The sequence below is a fragment of the Chryseobacterium vietnamense genome (assembly GCF_031454475.1).
Classification (GTDB): Bacteria; Bacteroidota; Bacteroidia; order Flavobacteriales; family Weeksellaceae; genus Chryseobacterium; species Chryseobacterium vietnamense.
Map to the genome: position 1 here is coordinate 393022 of NZ_JAVDQX010000001.1, position 26990 is coordinate 420011.

Sequence of the window (26990 nt, forward strand, 5' to 3'; positions counted from 1 at the left end):
ATAATTAATATTAATAACGGAGAATTAAAAATATTATTAAATTTGCAAAAATTGTACTTTACAATCTATGAAAAACAACTCGTCCTTAAAAGGCTTACTTATTGCAGCTGTGGCGTTTATCGTTGCCTTTGGGATCTACTTCCTTTTTTTAGCCAAGAAGAATTATTATGTTGTAGATAATCCTACCCCGAATACGTATTACTTTAAGATCAATAACGGATCTGAAGGAATTATTTCTGCGGGGCAGTATGTGCATGTGGATTTGAATAAAGGGAAAAACTCTATTCAGGTTTTTGATCAGAACAAGAAAATGCTTTACGATTCAGCATTTGAAGTCAATAAACTTCGTGGTCTGATTAATATTACCCATCAGGATTACTACGTAAATGATCAGTATTACGGATACAATCTTAAAAAAGATTCGTTACTGGCCAACCTTGATAAAACTGTTATTGACGGAAAGGATTATTACGGAGGAGCAAGACGCTTCAATAAGCTTTACACAGAAGATTTTTATTACAATGTAGATGAAGACTATGACAAAGTGATCAAAAATATCCAGAAAGTGGAGTCACGATCCAAAATCTTCAGAAAGCAGGATTACCTAAATTATTACAAAGAATATTACAAGTTTTAAGTTTTGACAAAAGATATCACCAAAGTTACTCCCTACAATTCAGAGGCTACAAAAAAAAGCCAGGTAGAGGATATGTTCGACAACATTGCACCGAAGTATGACCTTCTGAACCATGTTTTATCCATGAAAATTGACGTTCTGTGGAGAAATAAACTGGTAAGATGGATGAAAAATGATAATCCGCAGGAAGTGCTGGATGTGGCTACAGGAACAGGAGATCTGGCAATTACTATTGAAAAAGGAACCGGTTCTAAAGTAGTTGGATTAGATTTATCACAACAAATGCTGAATGTTGGCGTTATTAAAATAAAAAAACTTAAATTAGACGGCAAAATTTCCATGCAAAAAGGAGATGCAGAAAATTTACCTTTCGAGGACAATAGATTTGATGCTGTTTCCGTTGCATTTGGAGTAAGGAATTTTGAAAACCTTACCAAAGGTTTGGCAGAGTTAAGAAGAGTAGTTAAAGATAACAAAAGTGTTTATATACTGGAGTTTTCAAAGGTTGAGGGTTTCATGGGACCATTTTATATGTTTTACTTCAAAAATATATTACCTGCCATCGGCAGATTGGTTTCTAAGGATAATAGGGCGTATACATACCTTCCGGATTCTGTAAATGCTTTTCCTTTCGGGGAGAAGATGAAGCAAATTCTTTTAGATACGGGATTTAAGAAAGTTGAATATAAAAAATTAAGTTTAGGTATAGCCACAATTTATAAAGCAACAAAGTAACCTATGAATAAATTTCTATTAAAAGCACTGGTTTTAACCTCAGTAAATGTTGCCGTTTTTGCAAACGCGCAATTCAGAACCCGAAACAGAATGGATAAGTTGGAAGATTTCGACGAACAGAAATTCAGTTGGGGGTTTTATTTGAACGGGAACAGACTGGATTACCGCATTGTTTTGCATCCGAAATACGGGATGAATGATAATGAAAACCTTGTTACCTCTAAGGAAAGTTATAGTTTCGGTGCCGGGCTTATTGCAAAATGGAGACTGAATGACTATCTTGATGTAAGAGTAGAACCAGGATTACAGTTTGCGCAAAGACAGTTGACTTTTAATACTCAATCCAATGACATTTATGCAGGTGGATCTTTAACCAATCCTCCTTTTATGCCATTCCCTTTACAGGAAAAGGATAAAGTAAGAGAAATTAAATCTACTTTGATTGATATTCCGGTGCTTCTGGAACTTCATGGTCAAAGATGGTACAATTCAAGACCTTACGTTGCTGCAGGGGTAAACTATGTGGTCAACCTTCAGTCTAACTCAAGTTCTACAGATGACAACATGCAGGGAATCTACAGATCTACAACACATAATTTTGCTTGGTCTGCAGAAATGGGTATTCAGTTTTATTTCAACAAGTTTAAACTGACTCCTGCAGTAAGAGGAACATTCTTCATGAACAACGAAAAAGTGGCAGATAACGCTACTACACCTCCTTACTGGTCATCTGCGATCTCTACATTGCAGACAAGAGCAGTAATGTTCGTTCTGAAATTTGAATAAAAATATTCTATTGAAAAATACACAGGAGGTGCACTAGCGCCTCCTTTTTTATTGTTATATCAAAATATAGAGTGTTTTATTTTTGTTAGTGTTATTATTTTTTTATTTTTGCTTTTAGTTAGAATATACAAACCTGAAATGCTTCAAGATTTAGAAAACAATTTTTCAGAATTAGAGAGAAAGATTTCGACTCTGCAAAAGAACTATAAAAATCTTACAGAAAATTTAAAAGAATTAAATATTGAGCATGAAGAGTTGAAGAAGAAATATGATGAGGAGAGAAGAAAGAATCAGGTATTAGCAGAAGAACAAAAAAATATAAAACTTTATTCAGCAATATCAGGAAATCCTGAACACAATAGGTTAATGAAAAACCATATCAACAGATTGGTAAAAGAGATTGATTTCTGTATTGCTCAGCTTCAAAACAGTGGATTATAATGGAGGTAAGGAGAATAACCGTCAACATTGCAGGAAGAGTGTATCCGCTGAACGTACCGGCAGCAGAGGAAGAAACTTTGCGTAAAGTAGGGAAGCAGATCGAGAATATGATTAAAGATTTTGAACAGAATTTCGATGTAAGAGATAAACAGGATGCTTTGGCAATGTGCGCCCTTAAACTGGGAACCAATGCAGAGGTATTTTCTCTGAACTACGAAAAAAATATTAATTCAACCAACGAAAGATTAACGCAGATTAATCAGTCGTTGAATGAAATCGGGAAATAGATTTTTTTTCCTGAAAAGTACTGCCTACAATAATTCTAACACATTAAAGGTAAACTCAACGCTAAACAATTACCGAACAAATGTCCATCGAATGGCGTGCCGGATTTCCGGATTACAGACAGTGGAAATCAGTTCAAATCGTGTTGATTAGGAGTTTACTCTCAATCTCTGGATTATTGTGGGCTTTTTTTATTGAACAAGGATATGAATACAATTAAAACTCAATATAAATTATGATAGAAGTTATAGTCGGTGTTGTTTGTTTAGTAATCGGAGCTGTCGTGGGAATGTTTTTTTCCAGAAGTTCTCTGAATACTAAAGCAAAATTCATCATAGATGATGCCAAGAAAAATGCCGAAAACCTTATAGAAAAAGCTAACGTACAAGCTGAATCCATAAAGAAAGAAAAGAATCTTCAGGCTAAAGAAAAATTCCTGGAATTGAAATCACAGCATGACGCTGACATTCAATCCCGCGAAAAGAAAATGCAGGAAGTTGAAAAGAGAACGAAAGACAAAGAGCATAAGCTGAATGATGAACTTAGCAAGACAGGAAAGCTTGAAAAAGATTTAGACAAGCAGATTGCAGATTATGCTAAGAAGAACGAAATTCTGGACAGAAAACAGCAGGAATTAGATATAGCTACTGCCAAGAAAGTAGAAATACTTGAAAAAATCTCTAATTATACCGCAGAGGAAGCTAAAGCAGAATTGGTGGAAACTATGAGAGCTGAGGCAAAAACAAGAGCGCAGGCACATGTTCAGAGCATTATGGAAGAAGCTCAGCTGAATGCCAAGAATGAAGCAAGAAAGATTGTTATTCAGACGATTCAGAGAATTGGAACCGAGCAGGCTATCGAGAATTCAGTATCAGTTTTCAACATTGAATCTGATGAAGTAAAAGGTAGAATTATCGGTAGAGAAGGTAGAAATATCCGTGCTTTAGAAGCGGTAACCGGAGTAGAAATTATTGTTGATGACACTCCTGAAGCTATCCTTCTTTCATGTTTCGATCCTGTAAGAAGAGAGATTGCAAGACTATCCCTTCACAGATTGGTAACCGATGGTAGAATTCACCCGGCAAGAATCGAAGAAGTAGTAGAAAAAACTAGAAAACAGATTGAGGAGGAAATCATTGAAGTAGGTAAGAGAACGATCATTGATTTAGGAATCCACGGATTACACCCTGAATTGATCAAAATCGTAGGTAGAATGAAATACCGTTCTTCTTATGGACAAAACTTACTACAGCACTCAAGAGAAGTAGCAAACATCGCTGCAACCATGGCTGCCGAGTTAGGATTAAACGTAAAATTAGCGAAAAGAGCAGGTCTTCTACACGATATTGGTAAAGTTCCTGAGCAGGAATCAGAATTACCACACGCACTATTAGGGATGCAGTGGGCTGAGAAATACGGTGAAAACCCTGAAGTGGTAAATGCTATTGGAGCTCACCACGACGAAATTGAAATGAAATCATTATTATCTCCGATCATTCAGGTTGCCGATGCAATCTCAGGAGCAAGACCGGGAGCAAGAAGACAGGTGTTGGAATCTTATATCCAGCGATTAAAAGACCTTGAATCTGCTGCATTAAGCTTCGATGGTGTATCCAGTGCTTATGCTATTCAGGCAGGTAGAGAACTGAGAGTAATGGTAGAGAGCGGAAAAGTAAATGACGAAGTAGCTTCTCAACTTTCTTACGATATCTCAGAGAAAATCCAGAATGAACTGACGTATCCGGGACAGGTAAAAGTAACAGTAATCAGAGAAACGAGAGCTGTGAATATTGCCAGATAATAATCAGAAAAAGATATTTAATAAAAACCTTTCAAGAAATTGAAAGGTTTTTTATTTATAAGGAATTCTGTAAACTAAGTTCTAGGATTTAAAGATTTAATTTCTTCTATTTGATTTTTCAAAAGACTGATATAATCTTCCATATTTTTTAAGATGAATTCAGAAATACAGTAATTATTATTAATAGGAGAAATATCTTCTTCTTTTATATCTTCTACTGTAGTATTTAATGCTTTTGCCATACGTTCCCATTCTTCATCTGAGATTTTAATATCTCCCTTTTCTCTTCTCTGGTATTGAGACTGTGTCATATGTAATATTTTAGCCATACTTTGCTGAGTGTACTTCTCTTTGCGGGCTTTTATCAGCTTATTTTTTATCATAATTATGTGTTTTGTTATCGCAAATATATTATTATGTTCTGAAATTCACATAAAAACCTTGAGCTTATTTCAATAGGGCTTGATATATTTGAAATGTCGATAAGATACAAAACGATATAAATTAAATTATTATGAAAAATTCTAAAAACAAAGATTCTTTAATGATTAAATTTCAAAATTCAAGAATTGACAGAACTAAACTCGACACTATCAATGGTGGAAAACTTGTTCCAACTGCAGGAACAGATACACAAACTGGTCTGACCTCAGATGGCAATCATGATAATAATGTTTCCGCGCCAGATTCCTATTATGATGGGACAAGATAATAAAGTCGAATTTCAACAATAATGTAAAAAGGATAATTTTTTATCCTTTTTTTAATTCTATAAAATGATTACAAAACTTAAATATCTATTACTGGTTTTTATTCTTTCTTTTTTTGGATGCAAGAAAACAGAAAATTATTCCGAAGTAAGAAAAACTTTAGAACAAGTATTAGTAGACGATCAAAAATTCCGGCAACCAATGGATTTTATTAAGCAAGCTCCACTTGATAGAAAGAATATTAAAATAGTGACGAAGATTATTGATAGTCTAGGATGGTTGGGTGAAGACAAAATCGGGCACGATGCTAATTTAGCTTTGTTTGTTGCATTGCAGCATGCTGATAAATTGGAAACAATGGAAAAATATTTACCTGTGCTGAAAGAAGCAGCCAATAAAAACAATGCTGAAAAAGGACAAGCAGCTTATTTGATTGATAGAGTCGAATTATTAAATAATAGAAAACAGATCTACGGAACTCAATATTCAATAAGAGAAAATGGAACTGCTTTTATAGAAAACCTTATTGATTCTGCAAATGTAAATTCCAGAAGAAAATCTATGGATTTATATCCAATTGAAAAATATATCGAAATGATTGATTCGTCAAACAATGCAACAAGAAGTAGATAATAAAATGGTTGTTATTTATACGGAAGATAAAGATATTACGACTAACCTTGTTATGGATTGGCTTTCATTCTTATATAAAGGAGAAGTAAAAAGAATGAATACTGACTTCTTTCAAATGCCAATACAAAGCGAGTTTTTTCTTGATATTAGTGAAAGCATAAATATAAAAGGTATTTGGTACAGAAGACCCGGAAGAAGGCCTTTCCCCATCAGAAACATTCCTGAAGATTTAATAAATGAAAAAATAGATAATAATAAATTACAATCATTGCTATTGCATTCTGCTAATAAAGAAATTCAAAATATTAATGCCCACGATTTAGCAAATAAATACAATGCAGAAAATATTTTGGGAGGCTCATTAAGATATGAAGTCAATAAATTTGATGTTTTAAGAATTGCTAAAAATACCGGGATTGATATTCCCAAATCCATTCTTACCAATAGTAAATCTAAGCTTATTGATTTTTATAATGACTGTAGTGGAGAAATAATTTCTAAAATGCATGATATGTTACTTTGTGATATTAGTGAGACACATTCTACCTATGCAACTTACACGGAAAAAATAGAAATGAGCTTCATAAATAATTTACCTGAGTATTTTTTTATTGCACATTTTCAGGAGAAATTAGAGAAAGAATACGAGATAAGAAGCTTCTATTTGGATGGAGAAATATTTTCTATGGCAATGTTTTCTCAAAAAAATGAACAAACCAGTGTCGATTTCCGAAGATATAATAGAGATAGCATGAATAGGCGTGTTACTTATAAACTGCCATCTGAAATAGAAGATAATATCCGTTTGTTGATGCAAGAATTAAATTTAAATTGTGGCTCTTTAGATATCGTAAAAACAAAGGATAGATATGTCTTTTTAGAAGTTAATCCTGTTGGCCAGTTTGGATTTCTAACCGGAGCCTGTAATTATCACCTGCACAAAAAAATAGCCGAATACTTAATACAGTAAATCATGGAAAAACACGAATTTATTTCTCTTTTTAAAGAAGAAAGCTATAAGTTACTTCCTATAAATTATCATCTAATAAGAAATGTTTACTATACTAAAGAAGAAGTAAAACGTTTTAATTTACATTACACCGCACACAGTAGCTTTCATCAGACTACTATGTATGATATTTTTTATAATTTCAAGCCTATAATTATTCTGTAATGAATAGATTTTTTAACTTATATTCCAATTGTATTCCTGTAAAGGGAAGTGAGGAAAGTATTATTGTAGATCTGCAAAATACTGAGCATATAAACGTGCCTAATCTATTGCTTGAAGTTCTTAAAAAAACACGTACTCATACAGTAAGTGAAATCAAAAATTTTTTTAATAATGATTTGAACGAAGGTATAGATAACTATTTTAACTATCTGGTAGATATTGATTACGGCTTCTTTTTAGAAAATAATGAAAGTTTCCCAGAGCTGAATTTAGAATGGCACTCCCCATTTAAAGCTAACAGTGCAATCTTGGAAATTAATGAAGATTGCAAATATGACTTCAATGCTGCAATTAAAGAATTAAGTTCATTAGCATGTTTAAATATTCAAATAAGAATTAATAATCCGGATGTTGATAATGTATTATCCGGCATACTGGATGCAACTCGAACATCAAGGATAAGGAATGTTGAAATTTTTCTTCCTGAGTCATTATATGAAATGCATCATTTGAAATATCTTGATGATATTGAAAATAGAATTAAAACATTTGTAATTCATAGTGTTAAAGATGAAATCTTAACTAAAGATCTATATAAAAATTCAAAGTATTATATAGAGAAAAAATTAGTTTTTACAACAAGAATCATTAATAGTTCAAGTATTGATAGTATAAAAAAAGAGAATTTTATTATTAATATGGAGTTTTTTACCGAAGCTCAACATCATAATGTTGCATTAAATAGAAAGGTTTGCATTGACAATGAAGGAAATTTCAAAAACTACCTGTCTCATAAAGAGACGTTAGGAAACTTTAATAAGACGAGCATTACAAAGTTAATTGACAATAAAGATTTTACTAGAAAATGGTTTATTAACAATGACAATATAGATATCTGCAAAGATTGTCAGTTTCGTTATATTTGTTTTGACAATTCAGATCTTGAATTTAATGGCTCTTCATGGAGAAAATTAAATCAGTGCCAATTCGATCCATATACTAATAAATGGGAATCAGAAAAAGATATTTAATAAAAACCTTTCAAGAAATTGAAAGGTTTTTTATTTTTATCAAAACTTAAAAATGCAAGAACTGTCCCTGTCTTCAAAACTGAAGTACATTTTTTCTATCCCCGTTATTATTTCTGCACTCGGCTATTTTGTAGATATCTATGACCTCCTTTTATTCGGGATTGTCAGAATACCCAGTTTAAAAGCTTTGGGGCTTAATCCGGATGCGGACGGGACTTTTATTTTAAACTGTCAGATGGTAGGACTTCTTATCGGAGGCGTTTTCTGGGGTATTTTTGGAGATAAAAAAGGAAGACTTTCTGTACTTTTTGGGTCCATTTTAGTATACTCTTTAGCGAATATTGCCTGTGGTTTCCTTCCTTATTTTCCAAAAGAGCATTTGCTGTACCAATATGCAGGTTTAAGGTTTATTGCAGGTATTGGGTTAGCTGGAGAACTTGGAGCTGGAATTACACTGGTTTCTGAAAGTCTGCCGAAAAGTTTAAGGGCAATCGGAACCTCCGTTGTTGCTGGTTTTGGTTTAATGGGAGCAGTTGTAGCTCAGCTTACCGTAGAACTGGCCGGAGGCTGGAATATTTCTTACATTATCGGTGGGATCATGGGAATTATGTTATTGGTACTGAGAATAAGCGTATCCGAATCCGGGATTTATAAAAATATTGAGCATAAAAATGTCTCCAAAGGAAACTTTCTATCCTTTTTCACCAATAAAGACAGATTGATAAGGTATTTAAAATGTATTGCAGTAGGATTGCCTACCTGGTATTGCATAGGGATTCTAGCTGTTTTGGCTAATCAGTTTGCTCCTGAATTAGGAATAAGGGACATCAACCCCGGAAAAGCAATTATGTGGGCTTATGTAGGGATTTCTGTCGGTGATCTCTTGAGTGGTTTTATTTCCCATGCTTTAAAATCACGGAAAATGGCCATCTTTTATATGTTGATTTTCACGCTGATCGGGGTGGCACTCATGTTATTCGGAAATACCAATACGGAAACAAAATATTACATGTTTTGTGTATGGCTGGGATTTGGAACAGGATATTGGGCCATGTTTGTAACACTGGCGGCAGAACAGTTCGGGACCAATATCAGGAATACAGCAACCACAACGGTTCCCAACATGGTAAGAGGATTGGTGCCGGTAATGATATTCGCTTTTGATTCCCTTAAAGGTCATTTCCCGATTGTGGAAAGTGCTGCCATAGTAGGAGTGGTGGTATTCGGGCTGGCATTTTATTCTTCGCTTACCATTTCAGAGACCCACGACAGAGATCTTGAATTTACAGAATAATTTAACTTGTTTAAAAAATAACATATCATTATTCCTTATTTTGAATACAATAATGAAGTTATAATCAATAAATTATTAATTTTTGTATTGATTTTTGTTGCGTGTAATTAATATTTGTTTAACTTTGGAAAGTAACTAAAACTATATTTTTAATCAAAACTAAACCACATGAACATTATGAAAAATGCTAAAAAACTGAAAAAACAAGACTTGAAAAATATTACAGGCGGAGTAAGCGGTAAGCCGGATTTATCTCTTTGCGGATGCAGCTGCTCAGGTGCTGTAACAGGTCCTGATTATTGCTCAATATACATGGGCTGTCTGCAGGTTTATACTTGCGGAGAGGTTTAAGAAATTATTTCAATACGAAATAAGCATTTCCACATTTAATATGCAGAACCCTTTTGATTCCAAAAGGGTTCTGCTCTTTTTAATAGATAATGTAAAGAAGACTGCCAACACTTATGGTGACCCATAGGATAATTGCCATAACCAAAGGTTTTAATCCGATTGATTTCAGCGTTTGAATAGAAAGGGTAGAACCAATCAAAAATAAAGTCAGATTCAGCCCGGATTTTGCCAAAACAGTGATTGAAGAACTGAAGTGGTCAAAAAACGGGAAATAAGTATTCAAAAGAATGGCCACAATAAAATAACCGATAAACCATGGAATCTTTATTTTGGAATCTTTACTTTTAAAAATGAACATGGTGATCAGTGATACAGGAATGATCCATAACGCACGGGCAAGTTTTACTGTAGTGGCTATTTTCAGAGCTTCATCACCATATTTGCTGGCTGCACCCACCACGGAACTTGTGTCGTGAATTCCTACGGCACACCAAAGTCCAAACTGTTCCTGTGACAGATTCAGAAGATGCCCAATCGCGGGATAAACAAACAATGCAATAGAATTTAGGGTGAAAACAATAGCGAGCGCAAGGGAAATCTGCTTTGTGCTGGGTTTAATAATAGGAGATACTGCTGCAATAGCACTCCCTCCACAAATAGCTGTTCCCGCAGAGATAAGATAGGATAAAGGACTTTCCAGTTTAAATATTTTTCCCAGAAAATATCCCAAAACCATTACTGTAAAAATACTTACAACAGTTAATAACAAACCTGTTTTTCCCGCATGAAGCGCTTCATCCAGTTTCAGCCCGAATCCCAGACCTACAATTGAAATCTGTAAGAGTAAATGAATATATTGATGAAGATGTTTCTCAAAAGGATTTCCGATAAGGACAACCAGGAAAAAACCTAGAGCCAGAGCGATTGGTGAAGATATAAGCGGAGTAAGGCATAAAACGGCCAATACAATAAAAAATACTTTTCGGGTCATTTCATTCCGGATGAAATTTTTCATAATGCGAACTTTTAAAATCTGCACCAAAATTCCGGAAAATAGTATTACAAAGTAAATTGTATTTTGTTATGTCGGATAACTAAAAGTTATAACTAATAAAAGATAAAAGATAAAAGATAAAAGATAAAAGATCTTGTCATTAAATTTTACTATTTGCTTGGCTGCATCAATAGGGTTGGGCTTTAGCCCAGCCAAAAGAAAATAAAATTCCATTGGCTTTAGCCAAAACTTAAAAGCTTCGTATATTTTTAATAATCATGCTAAAAAATAATAGGATTTTACATCATAAGGGATTATTCTGCAAATCTCAGAAAAAGCTTAATCAGTTCAGACTGGTCTCCTTTTGGCAGGATAAAATGAAAATCTCTTTCAATACTAAAGTTTTTAATATCAATAACGGTCAGGATATTATTTTTCAATTCATTCAGAATGGTACTGATGGAAAGAAATGCCATACATTCCGAGTGGAGAAGGTAATTCTTAATGCTTTCACTGCTTCCCAGCTGCATAATGGTATTCAGTTCATGGATATTGATTTCCTTTTCTTTAAGTCTGTTTTGTATAAATTCCAAAGTCCCGGAACCCTGTTCTCTGAAGATCAAATCCAATTGATACAAATCTTTTAAATGTAACGTTTTATGGGCAAGAGGGTGATCAGATTTGGCAGCCAGAACAATTTCATCAGGCTTAAAAGTTGTATATTCAAAATAAGAAGACTGTGACTCTCCTTCAATGATACCCAGATCAATTTTTTCTTCCTTTAGAAGGGTTGAGATTGTTTCCGTATTTCCTGTAAGAAGTTCAATTTTAATATCTTTATAATAAGAATTGAATTTGGCTAAAATTTCAGGTAAAATATACTGGGCAACAGTTGTGCTTGCGCCGATAATCAGTTTCCCTTTATGCTGCTGACTGATCTGACTGATCTCAAACTCCATGTCACGGTAGATATTTCTGATCTTCTCTGCATGTTCAAACAAAATTTTTCCGCTCTGAGTCAGTTGGATAGAAGTTCCTTTACGGTCAAATAATTTGGCGCCTATCTGAGTTTCGATTTCTTTAATGTGTTTAGTAACAGCGGGTTGTGAAATGTGCAGCTCTTCTGAAGCTTTAGTGAAACTTAATCGGGTAGCTACCGTATGGAAAACTTTTAATCTGTAATCGAACATGAGGTAAAATTACGAATTATTGTTGGAAATGGAGAAGGGGAGCGGAGAGTTTGAGAGTGGGAGGTTTGAGGGTGATGAGATGCGTGTTGCGGGTTTCGGGGTTTTGGAGTCTGATGGTTTGCGAGTTTCGGGGGTTTTTGATTCTAAGGATTTGAGAGATCCGGGATTCGGGGTTTCAGGTTTCAAGGTGTTATAAGTGTACAACTAAGAACCAATACATAACCAGAATCCCATAACCAGTAACAAAATAAACCAATAGCTGTGATTTCGCATCCCGAATCCCGAATCATTCACTTCGCAATCCGCACCACGAATCTCGTAACCCATTATAAAAAATCTGAAATTGACTTGTCCTGCTGACTCTCAAATCTTCTGTTTTTTGCTTCTCCAATCTTTTGTTTTGTATAAATGCTGTTATGTCCTGAAAGAAGATAGGAAACAACACAGGCGATCGCTACATACACACCGGATTCAGCTCCGAATAATTCAATTCCCATCAGCATACAGGCCAAAGGAGTATTGGTTGCTCCGGCAAATACAGCTACAAATCCCATTCCTGCCAATAATCCGAAAGGCAGGGGAATAAACAGAGACAAAGCACTGCCCAATGTAGCTCCGATAAAGAATAAAGGAGTAACTTCTCCGCCTTTAAATCCAGCTGAAAGCGTAATAATGGTAAAGATCATTTTTAAAGCAAAATCATATAAAGGAAGTTGCTTTTCAAAAGATTCTACAATCACAGGAACTCCTAATCCTATATAGCGGGTAGTGCCTATTGCAAAAACAGCAAGCGCTATAATGATTCCTCCCACAACAGGGCGAAGCGGGGGATAGTTAATTTTCGATTTGAAAAAGGATCCCATCCAATGAATGAGTTTACTGAAAGCAGCAGCGCATATTCCAAAAGCTATTCCGGCCAGGATGCTGTACAAAATTGGTAAAAACTCAAGTTTGGGAATAAAATCAATATGGTAATGAGTATGTTTTACTTTCCAGAGATTGGTAACCCAGTCTGCCAGAATTGCAGAAGCAAATGCAGGAAAGATAGCATTGTAACGAATTCTTCCGATCAGGAAAACCTCAAGGCCAAAAACAGCTCCTGCTAATGGAGTTCCAAAAACAGAACCAAATCCGGCGGCAATAGCAGAAATAATCAATATTTTTCTTTCGTTTCTGTCAAGCTTAAAAGGTTTCGTAAGCTGGTCTGCGATAGCACCTGCCATTTGAAGTGCTGTTCCTTCACGACCTGCTGAGCCACCGAAAAAATGAGTTGCAATTGTCCCCAGATACACAAAAGGTGCCATTTTAAACGGAATTATTCCCTTAGATTCATGAATGGTATCAATCAAAAGGTTATTTCCTGCTTCCACATCTTTTCCGAAATAATAGTAAAGAAGTCCTATCAGAAATCCTGCAGCAGGAAGCAGAGCAATCAGCCAGAGGTGGTTTTCCCTGAAACGGGTTGCCCATTCCAACGACTGAAGAAATCCTGCAGATGCGGTTCCTACCAAAGCACCAATAATAATACTGATGAAGAGCCATTTTAAAATATAAGGAAGCGCCGGAAATTTTCTGAAGAAAAAATGGGTGTGAAAAACTGCTTTTTTACCAAGTGTTCGTTGACTTTTTGACATAATAATCCTGATTAGTTATTTGTTAATAATCTTTTAATCAGGCGTCATCAGCTTCTGTAAAGCGGTTGGGTAAGGAAGAACACCATTTCCTTTTGATAATACAAATATATGAATTATGGTAAAAAGATAAAAGATAAAAGATAAAAGATAAAAGATAAAAGATAAAAGATAAAAGATAAAAGATAAAAGATAAAAGATAAAAGATAAAAGATAAAAGATATTATCACTAAATATCCGTATGTCAGGATCAATAGAGGTGGACTTTAGCCCGCCCAAATAAATTTCACAATTTCCACTGGCTTTAGCCCAAACTTAAAAAATATATCAGAGTTTTAATAGATCGGATAATGTATTGCCTTATCGATTTCAACAGGATTGTTGTATTTTCTTATGACCTCCTGCATACTTTTGGTTTGGGTGTTCAGCTCATCCACGTTACGGATTTCTTTCCCATTGATGTTAATTCTCAAATCGGTATTGGATTTGCTGAAATTGTTTCTTTCAAAAGCAAAAGGATCGTTGTAAAATTCCATGATCAGCTTATTCTTCTGTTTTTCATTGATGGGAATGGCTTTATTTCCGAAATTAGATTCCACAAAACTATCGGTCGGGTATACTTCCGGCAGCTCCTGACTTTTAATAAGATGATAAATGAAGTTCTTTTTCGTATCAGATAATTCAAATATCAAACCCGGTAGCCCACGGAGTTTAAAAGGACCTTCATTAAAAGGGATATCTTTACAGAACCAGGCTGTCCAGTTTCTCCCTCCAAATTGTGTCGTGGCCTTTTGTAAAGTATAGTTTTCTAACTTTTTAGTTTCATCGGAAATGGACCAGTGTATTTTATCCGTAGTTTTAAAGGAGTAATATCCATTTTTAATATTGATGAAATTTTCATTATCAAAAGAATTGATTTTTCTTTTCACTATCTGTCCGGACATATCGGTATGACTGGTATTCATTCCGAATTTTTTATTTAAAGAATCTGTGGTGATCAGATTTCTTCCATAAAATTTTACCTCTTTTGGGGTAATATCCAGTATCATATTCAGCTTCTCATAAGTGGTTTCTGTGGAATCCATCTTATACTGCAGCTCATAAATAAACCGATGCGTCTGAGCCTGGGCCAAAGCCATCATGAGCAATATCATTAAGGTAAAAATACTCTTCATATAATGTGGTTAGTTTTGTAATTAGTTGCTATAACCTTAAACTTTAAATCCACGAACCCCGCAACTCGCATCCCGAACCTCGCATCACCTTACCCCGCACCTCGTCTCTACAAAAACGGCTTCATCTCATCCTCAATCTGTGTTCTCAGCTCCATCAGACGTTTAGCATAAATTTCCTGTTGTTTTTCTTCTTCTGTTTCCGGAATCCATTTCGGTACAGGGAGCTTTTTCCCATTTTCATCTACGGCCACAAAAACAATGATACAATGGGTTTTTTTCTCAAAATTAGGTTGTTTCAGGTTTCTTGAAAAAACATTGATCGCGATATGCATGCTTGAAGTTCCGGTATAGATTACCTGGGCGTCTACTTTTACTACTTCACCAATTTTAATAGGATCATAGAAACGGATTCCACCAACATAAACGGTAACAGAGTAATTACCACTCCAGGTTGTCGCACATGCATAGCCGGCCTGGTCAATCCATTTCATAACACTTCCTCCATGTACATTTCCTCCGTAATTAACATCTGAAGGTTCCGAAATAAACTGAAAAGTAATAGGCTTGTTCTGCATCTTTATAAAATTTGAATAAAGTTATTTAATAATTTCCAAAGTTTTAGATTAAATCCTACTTTTGAAAGACGAAACTTTCAATGAAAGGGAATTTTAACCAATAACAGATTTAGAAACGTAATGAAGAAAGTATTTTATCTCAACACATGTGATACCTGCAGAAAAATTTTAGCCCAATTTGATCTCACAGACTGGCAGCTTCGCGAAATCAAAAAAGAGCCGATTACAAAAGAAGAATTGGCAGAAATGCATAAAAAAACGAAATCATACGAAGCTTTGTTCAGTAAAAAATCTACTCAGATCAAATTGAGAGGCCTGGATGTAAAAGCATTGACTGAAAAAGATTGTAAAGAATTACTATTGGATCATTATACCTTCCTGAAAAGACCTGTTTTTATAACAGATAATGAAATCTTCGTAGGAAATGATAAGAAAAATCTGGAAACTCTCAGAATGTTCTTTGGGGTGAGTTGATAAAATCAGATCTAACATTGGGGTGTGAGTTGCAGGAACAATAGATGTAAAGGGATTCTGTTGTGGCGGATTTATGATGTTGAAAAAAACAGATATGGTGTGTAAATTTCTTTTTTAACAATATAAATTGCTAAATACATTATATAAAATATAGTATTAAATTAAAAATTTTAATATTGATTTCATAAAAAATACATTGTTTAAATGTTTTATTTTTGTTAAATTAAGTTAATTTTATCTAAAGTTTTTGCTTTTTGTGTATATTTGAAAATTAATTGACAAACACACTGATGAAAAAAACTATCTTTATTTCCTTAATGGGAGTAGGACTATCTGCCTATGGACAGGTTGGAGTGAATACAACAAATCCTGCTGCCACTTTTGATGCAACTGCAAAATCTTCAACAGGTACTTCCTCCAATGTAGATGGAATGCTGATTCCCCGCCTAGACAGACAAAGGGCACAAAGCATGATAAGTGTTCCTACTTCAACCTTAATTTTTGTAAACAGCATAGCTACCGGATCACAGTCAGGGACAGCTGTAAATATTGATGCTGCCGGGTATTATTATTATTACAATGGGACAGCATGGGTAAAGCTACACAACCCTACAAATGCAGTAGCAGGCAATATTTATAATACCGATGGCGCTCTTAGTGGAAACCGTATCGTTGCACAAGGGGCTAATACCCTGGCTTTTACAGGAACGCAGACCAATGCATTCTCAGTGAATGGTAAAAACTTTTCAGTAGATGCTGCAAATAACAGAGTGGGGGTTGGTACCATAGCACCTTCTTCTTCGCTGTCTGTTCAAAATAGCTCTGGAGCAACAACCAATACCATTTCTGCAGGAATTGAAAATTGTGGTGCCCCATGTCTGCAAGGAGTATCAAGAAATATTACGCTGTATAATTTAAATAGCACCGGTGGACAGTTTGCAGAGCTGGGTTTCATTCCTTCAACATCTGAAACAGGACTTTCCGGGGCTACCATTACAGGTATTGACCGTGATGTAGCCAATAGTTATGCCGGGTTGCAGTTTTTCACCAGAAATGCTACGGATTTTGCGCCAAGGCTGACTATCAAATCTTCAGGAAATATAGGTATTGGTACAACAGCTCCTACCAATAAACTTCATATTGAATCCGCCACAAGTGGAGTTTTGAAAATCGTAGATGGAACACAGGGTACAGATAAGGTTTTAACTTCCGATGCTAATGGTTTGGCAACATGGAAAGTTTTGCCAGCAGCACCTGCGTCTACTAATATTTATAATACGGATGGGACTCTTACCGGAAACCGTGCCGTTACGCAGGGAGCTAATAGACTCGCTTTTACAGGGACAGCCACAAATGCTTTTTCTGTTGCGGGAAGCAGTCTGTCTGTAGATGCTGCCAATAACAGAGTTGGAATTGGAACAACAAGCCCTCAAAGGGTACTGGAGGTAAGTGCAAATAGTAACCCGATTCGTGTAACTAATCTTCCAAATCTTACATCAGGAGGTGGAAATACTGATGTATTGACTATCAATAGCTCCGGTGATATTCAAAAAGCACCTTTAAACAACTTGTTGGCTGGTCCTGTATCCCTTACTTTTACGCCAGCATCTTTTACTGCTTCCGGAAATGAATCTGTTATCTGGTGTTCGAATCCTGGTATCTCTGTAACATTGCCTACTCCTTCCAATAGCCAGATTGGAAAATCTTTATCTATTGTGGCTGCAGGAGGAGCAGTTAGTTTACTTGGTTCAACCCCTACAAGTTCTAATGGAGTAAAGCTAGGGACAGTAAATGATCTGAAAAGAATTACAATTTTTGCAATTGCGGCAGGTGTATTTGGAAATGCAACCAACGAATGGGTTGTCATTGCAAAAGATTTTTAGTCAACTGAAACAATAATTTTCAATACAATATATTCTAAAAAAGATAAGGCCGTTTCACGAGTTGTGAAACGGCCTTATTATAAGTTTCTGATAATAGGAAGTGGAATAAATTTTCAACTTCCTCATTTAGTAAGTTATCTGTTATACAAAAGGAGCTTTCACTACTTTTGCAGGAATATTCTTATTTCTTACCTGGATAAAGATCTCAGATCCTAATTTGAAGTGAGGTTTGTCTACATATGCAAGACCTAAACCTACTTTCTTCATTGGAGACTGTGTTCCGGAAGTTACTTTTCCAATCACATTTCCTTCAGCATCCACTACAGGATAATCATGTCTCGGAACTCCTTTGTCAGTCAATTCAAAGCCTACTAATTTTCTTGTAATACCTTCTTCTTTCTGTTTTGCGAAAACATCCTTGGAAACGAAGTCTTTATCGAACTTGGTGATCCATCCTAAACCTGCTTCAATCGGAGAGGTCGTATCATCAATATCATTTCCGTAAAGGCAGAATCCTTTTTCTAATCTTAAAGTATCTCTGGCAGCCAATCCGCAAGGAATGATTTCTTCTTCCTTACCTGCTTCCATTACAGCATCCCAAAGTTTTTCAGCACTTGCATTGTTGAAATAGATCTCAAAACCTCCGCTTCCTGTGTATCCTGTGTTGGAAATGATCACGTTATTTTCTCCGGCAACGCTTCCTACTGTAAAATGGTAGTAAGGAATTTCTGAAAGATTTACTTCTGTAAGTTTTTGAAGAATTTCAGTAGCTTTAGGTCCCTGAATTGCCAATAAAGACATTTCATCAGAAGCGTTAGTCATTTTAGCTCCGAAAGTATTGTATTTTGAAATATGATTCCAGTCTTTGTCAATATTGGATGCGTTTACCACCACGAAATATTTGTCATCTTCCATTTTGTAAACGATAAGATCATCTACAATTCCTCCGTTTTCGTTAGGAAGACAAGAATATTGAGCTTTTCCATTTTCAAGTGCATCTACATTATTGGTTGTGACATATTGTAAAAGGTCTTTTGAACCCGGCCCTTCGATGAAAAACTGTCCCATGTGGGAAACATCAAATAATCCTGCTTTTTCTCTTACTGCAAAATGCTCTTCTGTAACCCCTGAATATTGAACAGGCATTTCAAAACCTGCGAAAGGTACGATCTTAGCTCCCAAAGAAACGTGTTTGTCGTACAAGGCTGTTTTCTTCATATTTAATTTTTATTTCTTTATTTTAAAACTGTTAAAAGTCTCATTGAAAAGGGTCATATAGTTTCCGTTCCAGAATTTCTGGCCGCAATTAATGGAAACTAAATATAAGTTTTTGTCTTTTTGAAAAACCTTGGTTATCCAGAACAGCTTCTCTTTTTCATCAAAATGCTCATAGAAATATTCTGTATACCCTTTCTGGCTCTTTTTTTCTTTTACTTTTTTCTCTTCATCATGGGACTGATAAAGGGCCAGAATGAATTTTTTCACTTCTTCCTTTGGAAGGGGAAGGTCATGGTATTCCGAAATGGTGATAGCGCCAATCTGACTGGTAGGGAAAATATTGATAATCTCACTGTCATTTGTGGACTTCCAGCCTTCAGGAACATTGATAGAATAATTCGGAGTGTCAAATACACCTGCATTTTGGGCAAAAAACAGACTTCCCGTCAAAAGTGCAGAAAAAAGCAATATTTTTTTCATCATTAAAAATGGTGTTTATATTCTTCGAGGATAATTTTGAACCATTCCGTAAAGTTTTCAGGATTTTCGGAAATCTCTTTATCCAGATCTTCCATAGAAATGAATCTTACTTCTTCCACTTCTTCTTTATTTAAATTGAAATCAGCTTCATGATTTCCTACAAACACATGATCCAGCTCATGCTCCCAAAGACCACCGCCTACATCTGCTTTGTAAATAAAATTGAATTTTTCTGAAAGTTCTGCTTCAATTCCCAGTTCTTCCTTTAGTCTGCGTACCGCTGCCTCCTGGTAAGTTTCCCCGTTACGTGGGTGCGAGCATACCGCATTGGTCCATTGGTTAGGAGAATGATACTTGCCTGAAGCCCTTTTCTGAAGAAGCATTTCTCCTTTACTGTTGAAAAGAAATACAGAAAAAGCACGGTGTAACAGGCCGTTGATGTGAGCCTGCTGTTTTTCCATCAGCCCTAAAACTTCATCCTCAGGATTTACTAAAACGACAAATTCTTCCATTCCTACAAATGTAAGAGTAATAAATGTATTTTGGAAATTTTTAGATAAACATCATGCTTTTTGTCATCTATTGAGAAGGTAGGGAGTGCTTACACATAAATCGGCATTGTTCTTACAGATTACTGATAAAAAAGAAATATCAAAACGAAAATTTTTAACTAATTTGAATAAAATGGTGATAAAATATTAATATTATTCTTTAAATAACACTTTTTATAGTATATTTTTAATATAAATGAAGATTAACGTGCCTGATAGTTGTAAAAACGCTAACTTTGTTACTTAATATTTAGTAATGGAATTAGAATACATTGAACACATTAGTCCTATTCTAAAGGATGGCGTAAAAAATTACTTAATAGATATCGACGGAACCATTACAGATGACGTTCCCAACGAAGAACCGGAAAGAATGGTTACCTGTGAACCTTATCCTGATGCACTGGAAACTGTCAACAGATGGTATGATGAAGGGCACCAGATCTGCTTTTTTACTTCAAGAACCGAAAATCTAAAACAAATCACAATCGACTGGCTGGATAAGCATGGCTTCAAATACCACAGCGTGCTTTGCGGAAAACCAAGAGGAGGAAATTATCACTGGATAGACAACCACCTGGTAAGAGCTACAAGATACAAAGGAAGATTTACGGATTTGGTAGAAAAACAAGTGACCATTGAAGTATTCAAAGAAGACGGCGAATAAAAATATAATTCAAAGATTTAAAGATTAAATGCGAACCCGGTTCCTTTAATTTTTAAATCTTTCATTTTTTAATATACTTGATATTTTATGAAAGTTTTAGCAAACGACGGCCTAGATCAATCCGGAATAGATGCATTGACAGAAAAAGGCTTTGAAGTGATTACTACAAAAGTTCCACAGGAATTTTTGGTAGATTATATTAACGAGCACAAAATCCGTACTCTATTGGTGAGAAGTGCTACGCAGGTAAGAAAAGATATTATTGACGGATGTCCATCTATCGACATTATTGGTAGAGGAGGTGTTGGCATGGATAATATTGATGTAGACTATGCAAGGGAAAAAGGAATCCATGTGATCAATACTCCTTCTGCTTCTTCAGAATCGGTAGCTGAGCTTGTTTTTGCTCATTTATTTTCCGGAGCAAGATTTCTTCAGGATTCCAACAGAAAAATGCCTTTGGTTGGAGATACTGAATTTTCAGGTCTTAAAAAAGCTTATGCTGCCGGTATTGAACTGAGAGGAAAGACGATTGGTATTGTAGGAATGGGAAGAATCGGGCAGGAAGTGGCAAGAATTGCTTTAGGACTTGGAATGAGAGTAGTGGCAGCTGATAATAATGTAGGAAAAGCAAGTATTAAAGTGAAGTTTTATAACAATCAGTTCATCAATGTTGATATCGAGACTGAACCGTTACAGGATGTTTTAAAACATTCAGACTTCATTACATTACACGTTCCGGCTCAGAAAGACGGTTACATGATTGGTCAAAATGAATTTGAAATCATGAAAGACGGAGTGGCTATCGTAAACTGTTCAAGAGGAGGAGTTATTGATGAAGCAGCTTTGATTCATGCTTTGGATTCAGGTAAAGTAAGATTTGCAGGATTAGATGTTTTCATTAATGAGCCAACACCATCTAAGGAGATCCTTACTCATTCTAAAATCTCTCTTACTCCTCATACTGGAGCTTCTACTCTTGAAGCACAGGATAGAATCGGGCTTTCTCTTGCAGAGCAGATTTCAAGTATCTTACAGATTCAGTAATTTGGAAATGATATTATAAATAAAGCACCTTGGTTAGACCGAGGTGCTTTTTATATTAAAATGTAGTTTACAAATTAGATATTTTTGCTTTTCAACAAATCTCTGATCTCAGTAAGTAATTTTTGATCCTCTGTAGGTCCTGCAGGAGCTGGAGCATCTTTTTTGTTCACTTTATTGGCTAGTTTAATGATCCAGAAAAGAACCATGGCAATACAAAGGAAACTGATTACTGCAGAAAGGAAATTTCCATACGCAACTCCGTTCCATGTAAGTTTTGCAATATTTTCTGCACCGGCTGCTTTCAATGCCGGATTTAATATCAGAGGAGTGATAACATCTTCAACCAAAGACGAAACAATTTTACCAAATGCTGCCCCAATGATCACACCGACAGCAAGATCGAGAACATTGCCCTTAAAGGCAAACTCTTTAAATTCTTTGACAAATCCCATAATTTATATTTTTTTTAATTAGTATATACACAAAAATATAATTAAAAAATGTAAAAAACACTACGTTTTTGTAGTTTTTTGTATCTAAATATTGAATTTTACGCGAAATTTCTATCATCTGCTTTAATGAATATTCCTACATTATATCAATACATTGTTTCATTAATGATAACTTTTTATTTTTATTAATGACGTGATATCATAATGAAAAATCTTTTGTAATTTGCTTAAAAGTTTGTTTTACCTATGAAAATTTTTACCGCAGAACAGATCCGAAGCTGGGATCAGTTTACCATTTCCAAAGAGCCTGTTTCTTCCATTCAATTAATGGAAAGAGCTTCAATAGCTGTAGCTCACTGGATTTCGGAACATTGTAAAAACCATAAAAAACTGGCTGTATTTTGTGGTAATGGAAACAATGGCGGTGATGGGCTGGCTGTTGCAAGAATACTTTATCTTAAAGGTTTCGATGTAGATATATTTGTAAGCGATTCCAAAAAGAAATTTTCAGAAGATACATCTGTTAATCTGAAAAGACTCCGCGATTTGTCAGGAATTTCGGTCAGAAAATTTGATTCCTCCGAGCATTATAATTTTGATGAGAAAACCATTATTGTAGATGCCCTTTTCGGAACAGGTTTATCCAGACCGTTGGAAGCAGAGTTAAAAGGACTTATTGAGCAGCTGAATTCCAAAAAGAATATTAAGATATCCATTGATGTTCCTTCCGGATTGTCTGCTGATGAAATGTTTGATTATGATCCTGTTATTCTGAAAGCGGATTATACTCTTACTTTTCAATGCTGGAAAAAGACCTTCCTTCATCCTGAAACCGGAAAATATACCGGAAAAGTAATAGTACTGGATATTGATTTAAGTAAAATATATGCAGACACAACCGATTCTGATTACTCTGTAATTGATGACCAGCTGATCAGTTCAATATTCATTCCGAGACAGGAATTTTCTCATAAAGGGAGTTATGGTAAGGCAGCCATCATAGGAGGTAGCTATGGAAAAATAGGAGCGGCAGTACTGGCTACAAAATCAGCTTTAAAAACCGGTGCGGGGCTTACCTTTACCCTTGCTCCGGAATGTGGATATGATATTTTACAGACCTCATGCCCTGAGGCCATGTTTATAAAAGGAGGAGAGCAGTTTATCACAAATTTTGAGATGGACAAAGATGTTACCTGTGGTGCAGGTCCTGGTTTGGGAGCTCATTCCGGAACAGAGAAGAGCTTTTTGAGTTTTTTGAAAAGCTATTCTCAGCCATTGGTTCTAGATGCCGATGCATTGAATATTATTTCAAAAAATCAGAAAAATTTGAAATTAGTTCCCAAAAAATCAATCATAACTCCTCATCCGAAAGAGTTTGAGAGACTTTTCGGAAGTACGGATAATTCTTTTAAAAGACTTGAGCTGGCAAGGAAAAAGGCAAAAGAGCTGGGTCTTTATATTGTCCTCAAGGATCATCATAGCCAGGTTATTACTCCGGAAGGAAGAGTATTCTATAATATTACAGGGAATGCAGGTCTTGCAAAAGGAGGAAGCGGAGATATTCTTACCGGAATTCTGACTTCGCTTCTGGCCCAGAAATATTCCGAAGAGGAAGCCTGTATTCTGGGGGTGTGGCTGCATGGCAGAGCTGCAGATATTGCTTCAGAAAAGCATTCAAAAGAATCGATGCTGCCTACTGATGTCATTGATGCATTGGGAGCTGTTTTTGAAGAACTGAACAGGAAAACAGAGAGGAATCTGTGATAATTTTAAGATATTAAAAAAGGCAAATCTGTATTTCTACAAATTTGCCTTTTTATTTTTTTTCTCTGGTGGCTTATTCCGGTTTCTCGTTTTCTGCCTCAGTGATCTTAAATTTCTTGGAAACGATCATGATGACAACCCCTGCAATCATAAAAGGAATCGAAAGCACCTGACCTGTATTCAGACCGCCAATCTGGATGAATTCATCTCCCTGTGGTTCTTTAAGGAACTCAACAAAGAATCTGATGGCCCAAAGAATAATGAAAAACAAACCGAATAACCATCCTTGCTGATATTTTTTATCTGTTTTTCTGTACAGTATCCATAGCAAAATGAAAAGAAGAACGTATCCTACCGCTTCAAATAACTGGCTTGGATAACGGGGTACAGTAAGACCGTACTCACTGCTTTGTTGTGGGAAAAGCAAAGCGAACGGAGAATTCGGGTCAGCGGGTTTACCAACGATTTCAGAATTGAAAAAGTTCCCCATTCTTACAAATGCTCCACCTAAAGCTACTACAATACCCAATCTGTCATATACCCAGAACGGATTTTTTTTAATGATTTTAAATGAATAATAAAGCGTAGTGAAAATCAAGGCAATGGTAGCACCATGGCTGGCTAGTCCTGAAAAGCCTGTGAATTTTAAACCGTTTTTTGTACTTATCGGTAAAAATACACTCCAGAAATCCTCTTTAAACAATTCCGGCTGATAGAAGATGACATGTCCTAATCTTGCTCCCAGAATGGTTCCGATCAACGTCCATGTGAACAGAGGCTCCAGGTATTTCTGATTCACATTATCAATCTTAAAGATTCTTGTCATCAAAATATATCCGAAACCAAATGCAAATACAAACATCAAACTATAAAAGTGAAGCGTAAATGATCCGATGTGAATACCTTTTGAAGGATCCCATATTTTAAATGAAGTTTTAAGTTCTACGTTGTCAGAATCAGTGATAGGTTTTACAGCTTTTACAGCATATTTGAAAGTGGTGATGTTTTCTTTGGTAACGCCAGTATCAATAAGTTTAAAGTTTTTATCAAAAAACTGGTACTGTGAATCTTTGTACTTTGCTAAAGTGGAAGCACCATAATTGTAATAGGCAGGCTCAAAATTGGATTCATTAAGGATCACAACAAAAGACTGGCTTTTATCTGATTCTCTGTCCGGAAAAGCCGTAAGGTCTCCCATCTCTGTAGTAGAATAGATTTTTACAGGAACATTGGTTCCGTTGATATCTAAGGTTCCATCAGATAAACCTCCAGGGTATTCCTGTGCAAAAAGAAGCTGCGTTGTAAACGCAAACAGCACAAGGTAAATTCTGAAAAAGATAGTATTCATTTTCTATTGATTTGATAGTTTGATTATTGACATTTATGTTTGGGTGGAACAGGGTCGTAACCGCTTCCTCCCCAGGGATGGCATCTTAAAATTCTTTTAAATCCCAGCCAGAAACCTTTAAAAACCCCATGCACCTGTAGCGACTCAATCATATAGTGAGAGCAGGTAGGTTCGTAACGGCAGTTTTTGGGAAGTAAGGGCGAGATGAACCATTGGTAAAATTTGATCAAAATTACCAGCGGAAATGTAATGATTTTATTGAATGTAAGTTTCAAAACAATGCAAAAATAGGGTAAAAAAATGAAAATTAGTTTAAATTTGTTATAAGTTTCGGCCACCAGAAATCCGAAACATTGATCTTAAAAAATAGAATTACTTTGAATCAAAATATTCCATTAGCTGAAAAATTAAGACCCAAAACCCTCAATGATGTATTGGGGCAGGAGCACCTTACCGGCGACAAAGGAACAATCAGAAAGATGATTGAAAATAACAGCCTCAATTCACTCATATTCTGGGGACCTCCGGGAACAGGAAAAACTACGCTGGCTGAAATTATCTCAGAACAGTCGGGAAGAAAGTTTTATAAGCTTTCAGCAGTTTCTTCCGGAGTAAAAGACGTAAGGGATGTGATTGAAGATGCAAAAAAGCAGAATCTGTTCTCCGGAAAATCACCTATCTTGTTTATTGATGAGATTCACAGGTTTAATAAATCGCAGCAGGATTCATTATTGCATGCGGTAGAAAAAGGCTGGATTGTATTGATTGGTGCGACTACCGAAAATCCAAGTTTTGAAGTAGTATCAGCATTGCTTTCAAGAAGTCAGGTTTATGTTTTAAAAGCATTGAGTTATGAAAAGCTGGAGGAATTAATTGATATTGCTTCCGAACGATATAATAAAGATGAAGGAACAGATTTTAAAATCCTTGAAAAAGAAGCTTTTATTCAATACTCCGGTGGGGATGGCAGAAAACTGATCAATTCCGTAGAGTTGGTTTTAAATCAATATAAAAATTCTGGAACAACGGAAATTATTAATTCTGATGTGTTGGAAGTTCTTCAGGAGACAATGGCGCTCTATGATAAAAACGGAGAGCAGCATTATGATATTATCTCAGCCTTCATCAAATCTATGCGTGGAGGTGATCCGAACGGAGCGGTGTATTGGCTGGCAAGAATGATTGCCGGTGGGGAAGATATTAAGTTTATCGCAAGGAGAATGCTTATTCTGGCCGCTGAAGATGTGGGTTTGGCGAATCCAAACGCTTTGGTGGTTGCTAATAACTGTTTTCAGGCGATCAATGTGATCGGGAATCCTGAAGCAAGGATTATATTAAGTGAAACAGCGGTGTATCTTGCGGTTTCACCTAAAAGTAATTCTGCGTATATGGCCATCAATGAAGCGCTGGCTTTGGTGAAACAGACGGGAAACCTGCCTGTACCACTTCATTTAAGAAATGCTCCTACCAAACTGATGAAAGATCTGGATTATGGGAAAGAATATAAGTACGCTCATTCTTATGAAGGAAATTTTGTAGAACAGGATTTTCTTCCGGAAGAAATCAGGAATGTAAAACTGTATGAGCCTGGTAATAATGCTACAGAAAAGAAGATTTACGAGGAGCTTAAGAAAAAATGGAACAATAAATATTAAAAATAAAA

General features: G+C 35.6%; 30 protein-coding genes and 1 riboswitch. Of the genes, 18 read left to right on the forward strand and 12 right to left on the reverse strand.

The features are described from left to right. The first annotated feature begins 67 nt into the window (after positions 1 to 67). From J2786_RS01725 to rny, 6 genes are all read left to right on the forward strand, one after another. Positions 68 to 637, forward strand: a complete 570-nt coding sequence (locus tag J2786_RS01725) for a hypothetical protein (protein ID WP_034695976.1) — start codon at positions 68 to 70, stop codon at positions 635 to 637. Positions 638 to 640: 3 nt separating this feature from the next. Beyond that, the gene (gene ubiE / locus J2786_RS01730; RefSeq protein ID WP_047096897.1) at positions 641 to 1372 is read left to right on the forward strand and encodes a bifunctional demethylmenaquinone methyltransferase/2-methoxy-6-polyprenyl-1,4-benzoquinol methylase UbiE; all 732 of its coding nucleotides are present in this window, start codon (positions 641 to 643) and stop codon (positions 1370 to 1372) included. 3 nt (positions 1373 to 1375) lie between these two features. Then, a complete protein-coding gene (porT, locus tag J2786_RS01735; RefSeq protein WP_034695972.1) occupies positions 1376 to 2158 on the forward strand; it encodes a type IX secretion/gliding motility protein PorT/SprT in 783 nt (260 codons plus the stop codon). Between the two features lie 138 nt (positions 2159 to 2296). After that, positions 2297 to 2599, forward strand: coding sequence for a hypothetical protein (locus J2786_RS01740; RefSeq protein ID WP_047376863.1), 303 nt, complete (start codon positions 2297 to 2299; stop codon positions 2597 to 2599). Further along, positions 2599 to 2886 carry a cell division protein ZapA gene (locus J2786_RS01745; protein WP_047432144.1) on the forward strand — a complete coding sequence of 96 codons (288 nt, stop codon included), beginning with the start codon at positions 2599 to 2601 and terminating at the stop codon, positions 2884 to 2886. The genes J2786_RS01740 and J2786_RS01745 overlap by 1 nt, the downstream gene beginning before the upstream one ends. A 233-nt stretch (positions 2887 to 3119) precedes the next feature. Further along, on the forward strand, positions 3120 to 4685 hold the full coding sequence (gene rny, locus J2786_RS01750) for a ribonuclease Y (RefSeq protein WP_047432142.1): 1566 nt from the start codon (positions 3120 to 3122) through the stop codon (positions 4683 to 4685). A gap of 74 nt (positions 4686 to 4759) precedes the next feature. Here the strand turns inward: rny and J2786_RS01755 are convergent, their stop codons facing one another. After that, on the reverse strand, positions 4760 to 5068 hold the full coding sequence (locus tag J2786_RS01755; protein ID WP_052187001.1) for a helix-turn-helix transcriptional regulator: 309 nt from the start codon (positions 5066 to 5068) through the stop codon (positions 4760 to 4762). Positions 5069 to 5229: 161 nt separating this feature from the next. Between J2786_RS01755 and J2786_RS01760 the strand changes: the two genes are divergently transcribed. From J2786_RS01760 to J2786_RS01785, 6 genes are all read left to right on the forward strand, one after another. Further along, positions 5230 to 5397 (forward strand): hypothetical protein, encoded by a 168-nt coding sequence (locus J2786_RS01760; RefSeq protein WP_156121451.1) that lies wholly within the window; start codon positions 5230 to 5232, stop codon positions 5395 to 5397. Positions 5398 to 5461: 64 nt separating this feature from the next. Next, positions 5462 to 6028 (forward strand): DUF6624 domain-containing protein, encoded by a 567-nt coding sequence (locus J2786_RS01765; protein WP_052187000.1) that lies wholly within the window; start codon positions 5462 to 5464, stop codon positions 6026 to 6028. Beyond that, positions 6009 to 6998, forward strand: coding sequence for a grasp-with-spasm system ATP-grasp peptide maturase (gene gwsG / locus J2786_RS01770; RefSeq protein ID WP_052186999.1), 990 nt, complete (start codon positions 6009 to 6011; stop codon positions 6996 to 6998). The genes J2786_RS01765 and gwsG overlap by 20 nt, the downstream gene beginning before the upstream one ends. A gap of 203 nt (positions 6999 to 7201) precedes the next feature. Continuing rightward, complete coding sequence (gwsS, locus tag J2786_RS01775; RefSeq protein WP_047432136.1) at positions 7202 to 8233, forward strand: grasp-with-spasm system SPASM domain peptide maturase; 1032 nt, start codon at positions 7202 to 7204, stop codon at positions 8231 to 8233. 52 nt (positions 8234 to 8285) lie between these two features. Then, positions 8286 to 9527 carry an MFS transporter gene (locus J2786_RS01780; protein ID WP_047432133.1) on the forward strand — a complete coding sequence of 414 codons (1242 nt, stop codon included), beginning with the start codon at positions 8286 to 8288 and terminating at the stop codon, positions 9525 to 9527. A 168-nt stretch (positions 9528 to 9695) separates the two neighbouring features. Beyond that, entirely contained in the window at positions 9696 to 9878 is a 183-nt protein-coding gene (locus J2786_RS01785; protein WP_047432130.1) for a hypothetical protein, read from the forward strand. Between the two features lie 79 nt (positions 9879 to 9957). Here J2786_RS01785 and J2786_RS01790 read toward each other — a convergent pair whose 3' ends face one another. The 5 genes from J2786_RS01790 to J2786_RS01810 form a co-directional block, all read right to left on the reverse strand. Next, positions 9958 to 10893 carry a YeiH family protein gene (locus J2786_RS01790; protein ID WP_047432126.1) on the reverse strand — a complete coding sequence of 312 codons (936 nt, stop codon included), beginning with the start codon at positions 10891 to 10893 and terminating at the stop codon, positions 9958 to 9960. A 293-nt stretch (positions 10894 to 11186) separates the two neighbouring features. After that, positions 11187 to 12062 carry a LysR family transcriptional regulator gene (locus tag J2786_RS01795; RefSeq protein ID WP_047432120.1) on the reverse strand — a complete coding sequence of 292 codons (876 nt, stop codon included), beginning with the start codon at positions 12060 to 12062 and terminating at the stop codon, positions 11187 to 11189. A gap of 326 nt (positions 12063 to 12388) precedes the next feature. After that, positions 12389 to 13696: a voltage-gated chloride channel family protein gene (locus J2786_RS01800; protein WP_185097542.1), complete on the reverse strand. Its 1308-nt coding sequence runs from the start codon at positions 13694 to 13696 to the stop codon at positions 12389 to 12391. A gap of 31 nt (positions 13697 to 13727) precedes the next feature. Beyond that, positions 13728 to 13795, reverse strand: a riboswitch (Fluoride riboswitch). Positions 13796 to 14028: 233 nt separating this feature from the next. Then, positions 14029 to 14868, reverse strand: coding sequence for a GLPGLI family protein (locus tag J2786_RS01805; protein WP_082001975.1), 840 nt, complete (start codon positions 14866 to 14868; stop codon positions 14029 to 14031). 107 nt (positions 14869 to 14975) lie between these two features. Continuing rightward, positions 14976 to 15443, reverse strand: coding sequence for an acyl-CoA thioesterase (locus tag J2786_RS01810; RefSeq protein WP_047432118.1), 468 nt, complete (start codon positions 15441 to 15443; stop codon positions 14976 to 14978). Positions 15444 to 15563: 120 nt separating this feature from the next. On the opposite strand from J2786_RS01810, the gene J2786_RS01815 reads away from it, so the two are divergent. Both J2786_RS01815 and J2786_RS01820 read left to right on the forward strand, forming a co-directional pair. Then, positions 15564 to 15917, forward strand: a complete 354-nt coding sequence (locus J2786_RS01815) for an arsenate reductase family protein (protein WP_047432115.1) — start codon at positions 15564 to 15566, stop codon at positions 15915 to 15917. 290 nt (positions 15918 to 16207) lie between these two features. After that, positions 16208 to 17800 (forward strand): phage tail-like protein, encoded by a 1593-nt coding sequence (locus J2786_RS01820; protein WP_310023729.1) that lies wholly within the window; start codon positions 16208 to 16210, stop codon positions 17798 to 17800. Between the two features lie 141 nt (positions 17801 to 17941). On the opposite strand, the gene gcvT is transcribed toward J2786_RS01820, so the two are convergent. The 3 genes from gcvT to idi are packed head-to-tail and all read right to left on the reverse strand — an operon-like array spanning position 17942 to position 20010. Then, positions 17942 to 19018 carry a glycine cleavage system aminomethyltransferase GcvT gene (gene gcvT, locus J2786_RS01825; RefSeq protein WP_047432112.1) on the reverse strand — a complete coding sequence of 359 codons (1077 nt, stop codon included), beginning with the start codon at positions 19016 to 19018 and terminating at the stop codon, positions 17942 to 17944. Positions 19019 to 19027: 9 nt separating this feature from the next. Further along, positions 19028 to 19501: a hypothetical protein gene (locus J2786_RS01830; RefSeq protein WP_047432109.1), complete on the reverse strand. Its 474-nt coding sequence runs from the start codon at positions 19499 to 19501 to the stop codon at positions 19028 to 19030. After that, positions 19501 to 20010, reverse strand: coding sequence for an isopentenyl-diphosphate Delta-isomerase (gene idi / locus J2786_RS01835; RefSeq protein ID WP_047432106.1), 510 nt, complete (start codon positions 20008 to 20010; stop codon positions 19501 to 19503). Before idi ends, J2786_RS01830 begins: the two co-directional genes overlap by 1 nt. A 295-nt stretch (positions 20011 to 20305) precedes the next feature. Here idi and J2786_RS01840 point away from each other — a divergent pair, with 295 nt between their 5' ends. Together J2786_RS01840 and J2786_RS01845 are read left to right on the forward strand one after the other, a co-directional pair. Continuing rightward, positions 20306 to 20716: an LNS2 domain-containing protein gene (locus J2786_RS01840; protein WP_047376850.1), complete on the forward strand. Its 411-nt coding sequence runs from the start codon at positions 20306 to 20308 to the stop codon at positions 20714 to 20716. Between the two features lie 87 nt (positions 20717 to 20803). Beyond that, positions 20804 to 21763: a D-2-hydroxyacid dehydrogenase gene (locus J2786_RS01845; protein WP_047432103.1), complete on the forward strand. Its 960-nt coding sequence runs from the start codon at positions 20804 to 20806 to the stop codon at positions 21761 to 21763. 74 nt (positions 21764 to 21837) lie between these two features. On the opposite strand, the gene mscL is transcribed toward J2786_RS01845, so the two are convergent. Beyond that, positions 21838 to 22215: a large conductance mechanosensitive channel protein MscL gene (mscL, locus tag J2786_RS01850; RefSeq protein WP_047432100.1), complete on the reverse strand. Its 378-nt coding sequence runs from the start codon at positions 22213 to 22215 to the stop codon at positions 21838 to 21840. A 246-nt stretch (positions 22216 to 22461) separates the two neighbouring features. On the opposite strand from mscL, the gene J2786_RS01855 reads away from it, so the two are divergent. Next, positions 22462 to 23979, forward strand: coding sequence for a bifunctional ADP-dependent NAD(P)H-hydrate dehydratase/NAD(P)H-hydrate epimerase (locus J2786_RS01855; protein ID WP_047432097.1), 1518 nt, complete (start codon positions 22462 to 22464; stop codon positions 23977 to 23979). Between the two features lie 73 nt (positions 23980 to 24052). On the opposite strand, the gene lgt is transcribed toward J2786_RS01855, so the two are convergent. Both lgt and yidD read right to left on the reverse strand, forming a co-directional pair. After that, on the reverse strand, positions 24053 to 24901 hold the full coding sequence (gene lgt / locus J2786_RS01860) for a prolipoprotein diacylglyceryl transferase (RefSeq protein WP_047433342.1): 849 nt from the start codon (positions 24899 to 24901) through the stop codon (positions 24053 to 24055). Between the two features lie 449 nt (positions 24902 to 25350). Next, positions 25351 to 25602, reverse strand: coding sequence for a membrane protein insertion efficiency factor YidD (gene yidD, locus J2786_RS01865; protein ID WP_034695943.1), 252 nt, complete (start codon positions 25600 to 25602; stop codon positions 25351 to 25353). 102 nt (positions 25603 to 25704) lie between these two features. Here yidD and J2786_RS01870 point away from each other — a divergent pair, with 102 nt between their 5' ends. Continuing rightward, complete coding sequence (locus J2786_RS01870) at positions 25705 to 26982, forward strand: replication-associated recombination protein A (protein ID WP_047433341.1); 1278 nt, start codon at positions 25705 to 25707, stop codon at positions 26980 to 26982. Positions 26983 to 26990 lie beyond the last annotated feature (8 nt).

Bases quoted from the DNA above. Each gene is read 5' to 3' on its own strand.
- J2786_RS01725 (WP_034695976.1), top strand. From the start codon at position 68: ATGAAAAACAACTCGTCCTTAAAAGGCTTACTTATTGCAGCTGTGGCG.
- porT (WP_034695972.1), top strand. From the start codon at position 1,376: ATGAATAAATTTCTATTAAAAGCACTGGTTTTAACCTCAGTAAATGTT.
- J2786_RS01740 (WP_047376863.1), top strand. From the start codon at position 2,297: ATGCTTCAAGATTTAGAAAACAATTTTTCAGAATTAGAGAGAAAGATT.
- J2786_RS01745 (WP_047432144.1), top strand. From the start codon at position 2,599: ATGGAGGTAAGGAGAATAACCGTCAACATTGCAGGAAGAGTGTATCCG.
- rny (WP_047432142.1), top strand. From the start codon at position 3,120: ATGATAGAAGTTATAGTCGGTGTTGTTTGTTTAGTAATCGGAGCTGTC.
- J2786_RS01755 (WP_052187001.1), bottom strand. From the start codon at position 5,068: ATGATAAAAAATAAGCTGATAAAAGCCCGCAAAGAGAAGTACACTCAG.
- J2786_RS01760 (WP_156121451.1), top strand. From the start codon at position 5,230: ATGATTAAATTTCAAAATTCAAGAATTGACAGAACTAAACTCGACACT.
- J2786_RS01765 (WP_052187000.1), top strand. From the start codon at position 5,462: ATGATTACAAAACTTAAATATCTATTACTGGTTTTTATTCTTTCTTTT.
- gwsG (WP_052186999.1), top strand. From the start codon at position 6,009: ATGCAACAAGAAGTAGATAATAAAATGGTTGTTATTTATACGGAAGAT.
- gwsS (WP_047432136.1), top strand. From the start codon at position 7,202: ATGAATAGATTTTTTAACTTATATTCCAATTGTATTCCTGTAAAGGGA.
- J2786_RS01780 (WP_047432133.1), top strand. From the start codon at position 8,286: ATGCAAGAACTGTCCCTGTCTTCAAAACTGAAGTACATTTTTTCTATC.
- J2786_RS01785 (WP_047432130.1), top strand. From the start codon at position 9,696: ATGAACATTATGAAAAATGCTAAAAAACTGAAAAAACAAGACTTGAAA.
- J2786_RS01790 (WP_047432126.1), bottom strand. From the start codon at position 10,893: ATGAAAAATTTCATCCGGAATGAAATGACCCGAAAAGTATTTTTTATT.
- J2786_RS01795 (WP_047432120.1), bottom strand. From the start codon at position 12,062: ATGTTCGATTACAGATTAAAAGTTTTCCATACGGTAGCTACCCGATTA.
- J2786_RS01800 (WP_185097542.1), bottom strand. From the start codon at position 13,696: ATGTCAAAAAGTCAACGAACACTTGGTAAAAAAGCAGTTTTTCACACC.
- J2786_RS01805 (WP_082001975.1), bottom strand. From the start codon at position 14,868: ATGAAGAGTATTTTTACCTTAATGATATTGCTCATGATGGCTTTGGCC.
- J2786_RS01810 (WP_047432118.1), bottom strand. From the start codon at position 15,443: ATGCAGAACAAGCCTATTACTTTTCAGTTTATTTCGGAACCTTCAGAT.
- J2786_RS01815 (WP_047432115.1), top strand. From the start codon at position 15,564: ATGAAGAAAGTATTTTATCTCAACACATGTGATACCTGCAGAAAAATT.
- J2786_RS01820 (WP_310023729.1), top strand. From the start codon at position 16,208: ATGAAAAAAACTATCTTTATTTCCTTAATGGGAGTAGGACTATCTGCC.
- gcvT (WP_047432112.1), bottom strand. From the start codon at position 19,018: ATGAAGAAAACAGCCTTGTACGACAAACACGTTTCTTTGGGAGCTAAG.
- J2786_RS01830 (WP_047432109.1), bottom strand. From the start codon at position 19,501: ATGATGAAAAAAATATTGCTTTTTTCTGCACTTTTGACGGGAAGTCTG.
- idi (WP_047432106.1), bottom strand. From the start codon at position 20,010: ATGGAAGAATTTGTCGTTTTAGTAAATCCTGAGGATGAAGTTTTAGGG.
- J2786_RS01840 (WP_047376850.1), top strand. From the start codon at position 20,306: ATGGAATTAGAATACATTGAACACATTAGTCCTATTCTAAAGGATGGC.
- J2786_RS01845 (WP_047432103.1), top strand. From the start codon at position 20,804: ATGAAAGTTTTAGCAAACGACGGCCTAGATCAATCCGGAATAGATGCA.
- mscL (WP_047432100.1), bottom strand. From the start codon at position 22,215: ATGGGATTTGTCAAAGAATTTAAAGAGTTTGCCTTTAAGGGCAATGTT.
- J2786_RS01855 (WP_047432097.1), top strand. From the start codon at position 22,462: ATGAAAATTTTTACCGCAGAACAGATCCGAAGCTGGGATCAGTTTACC.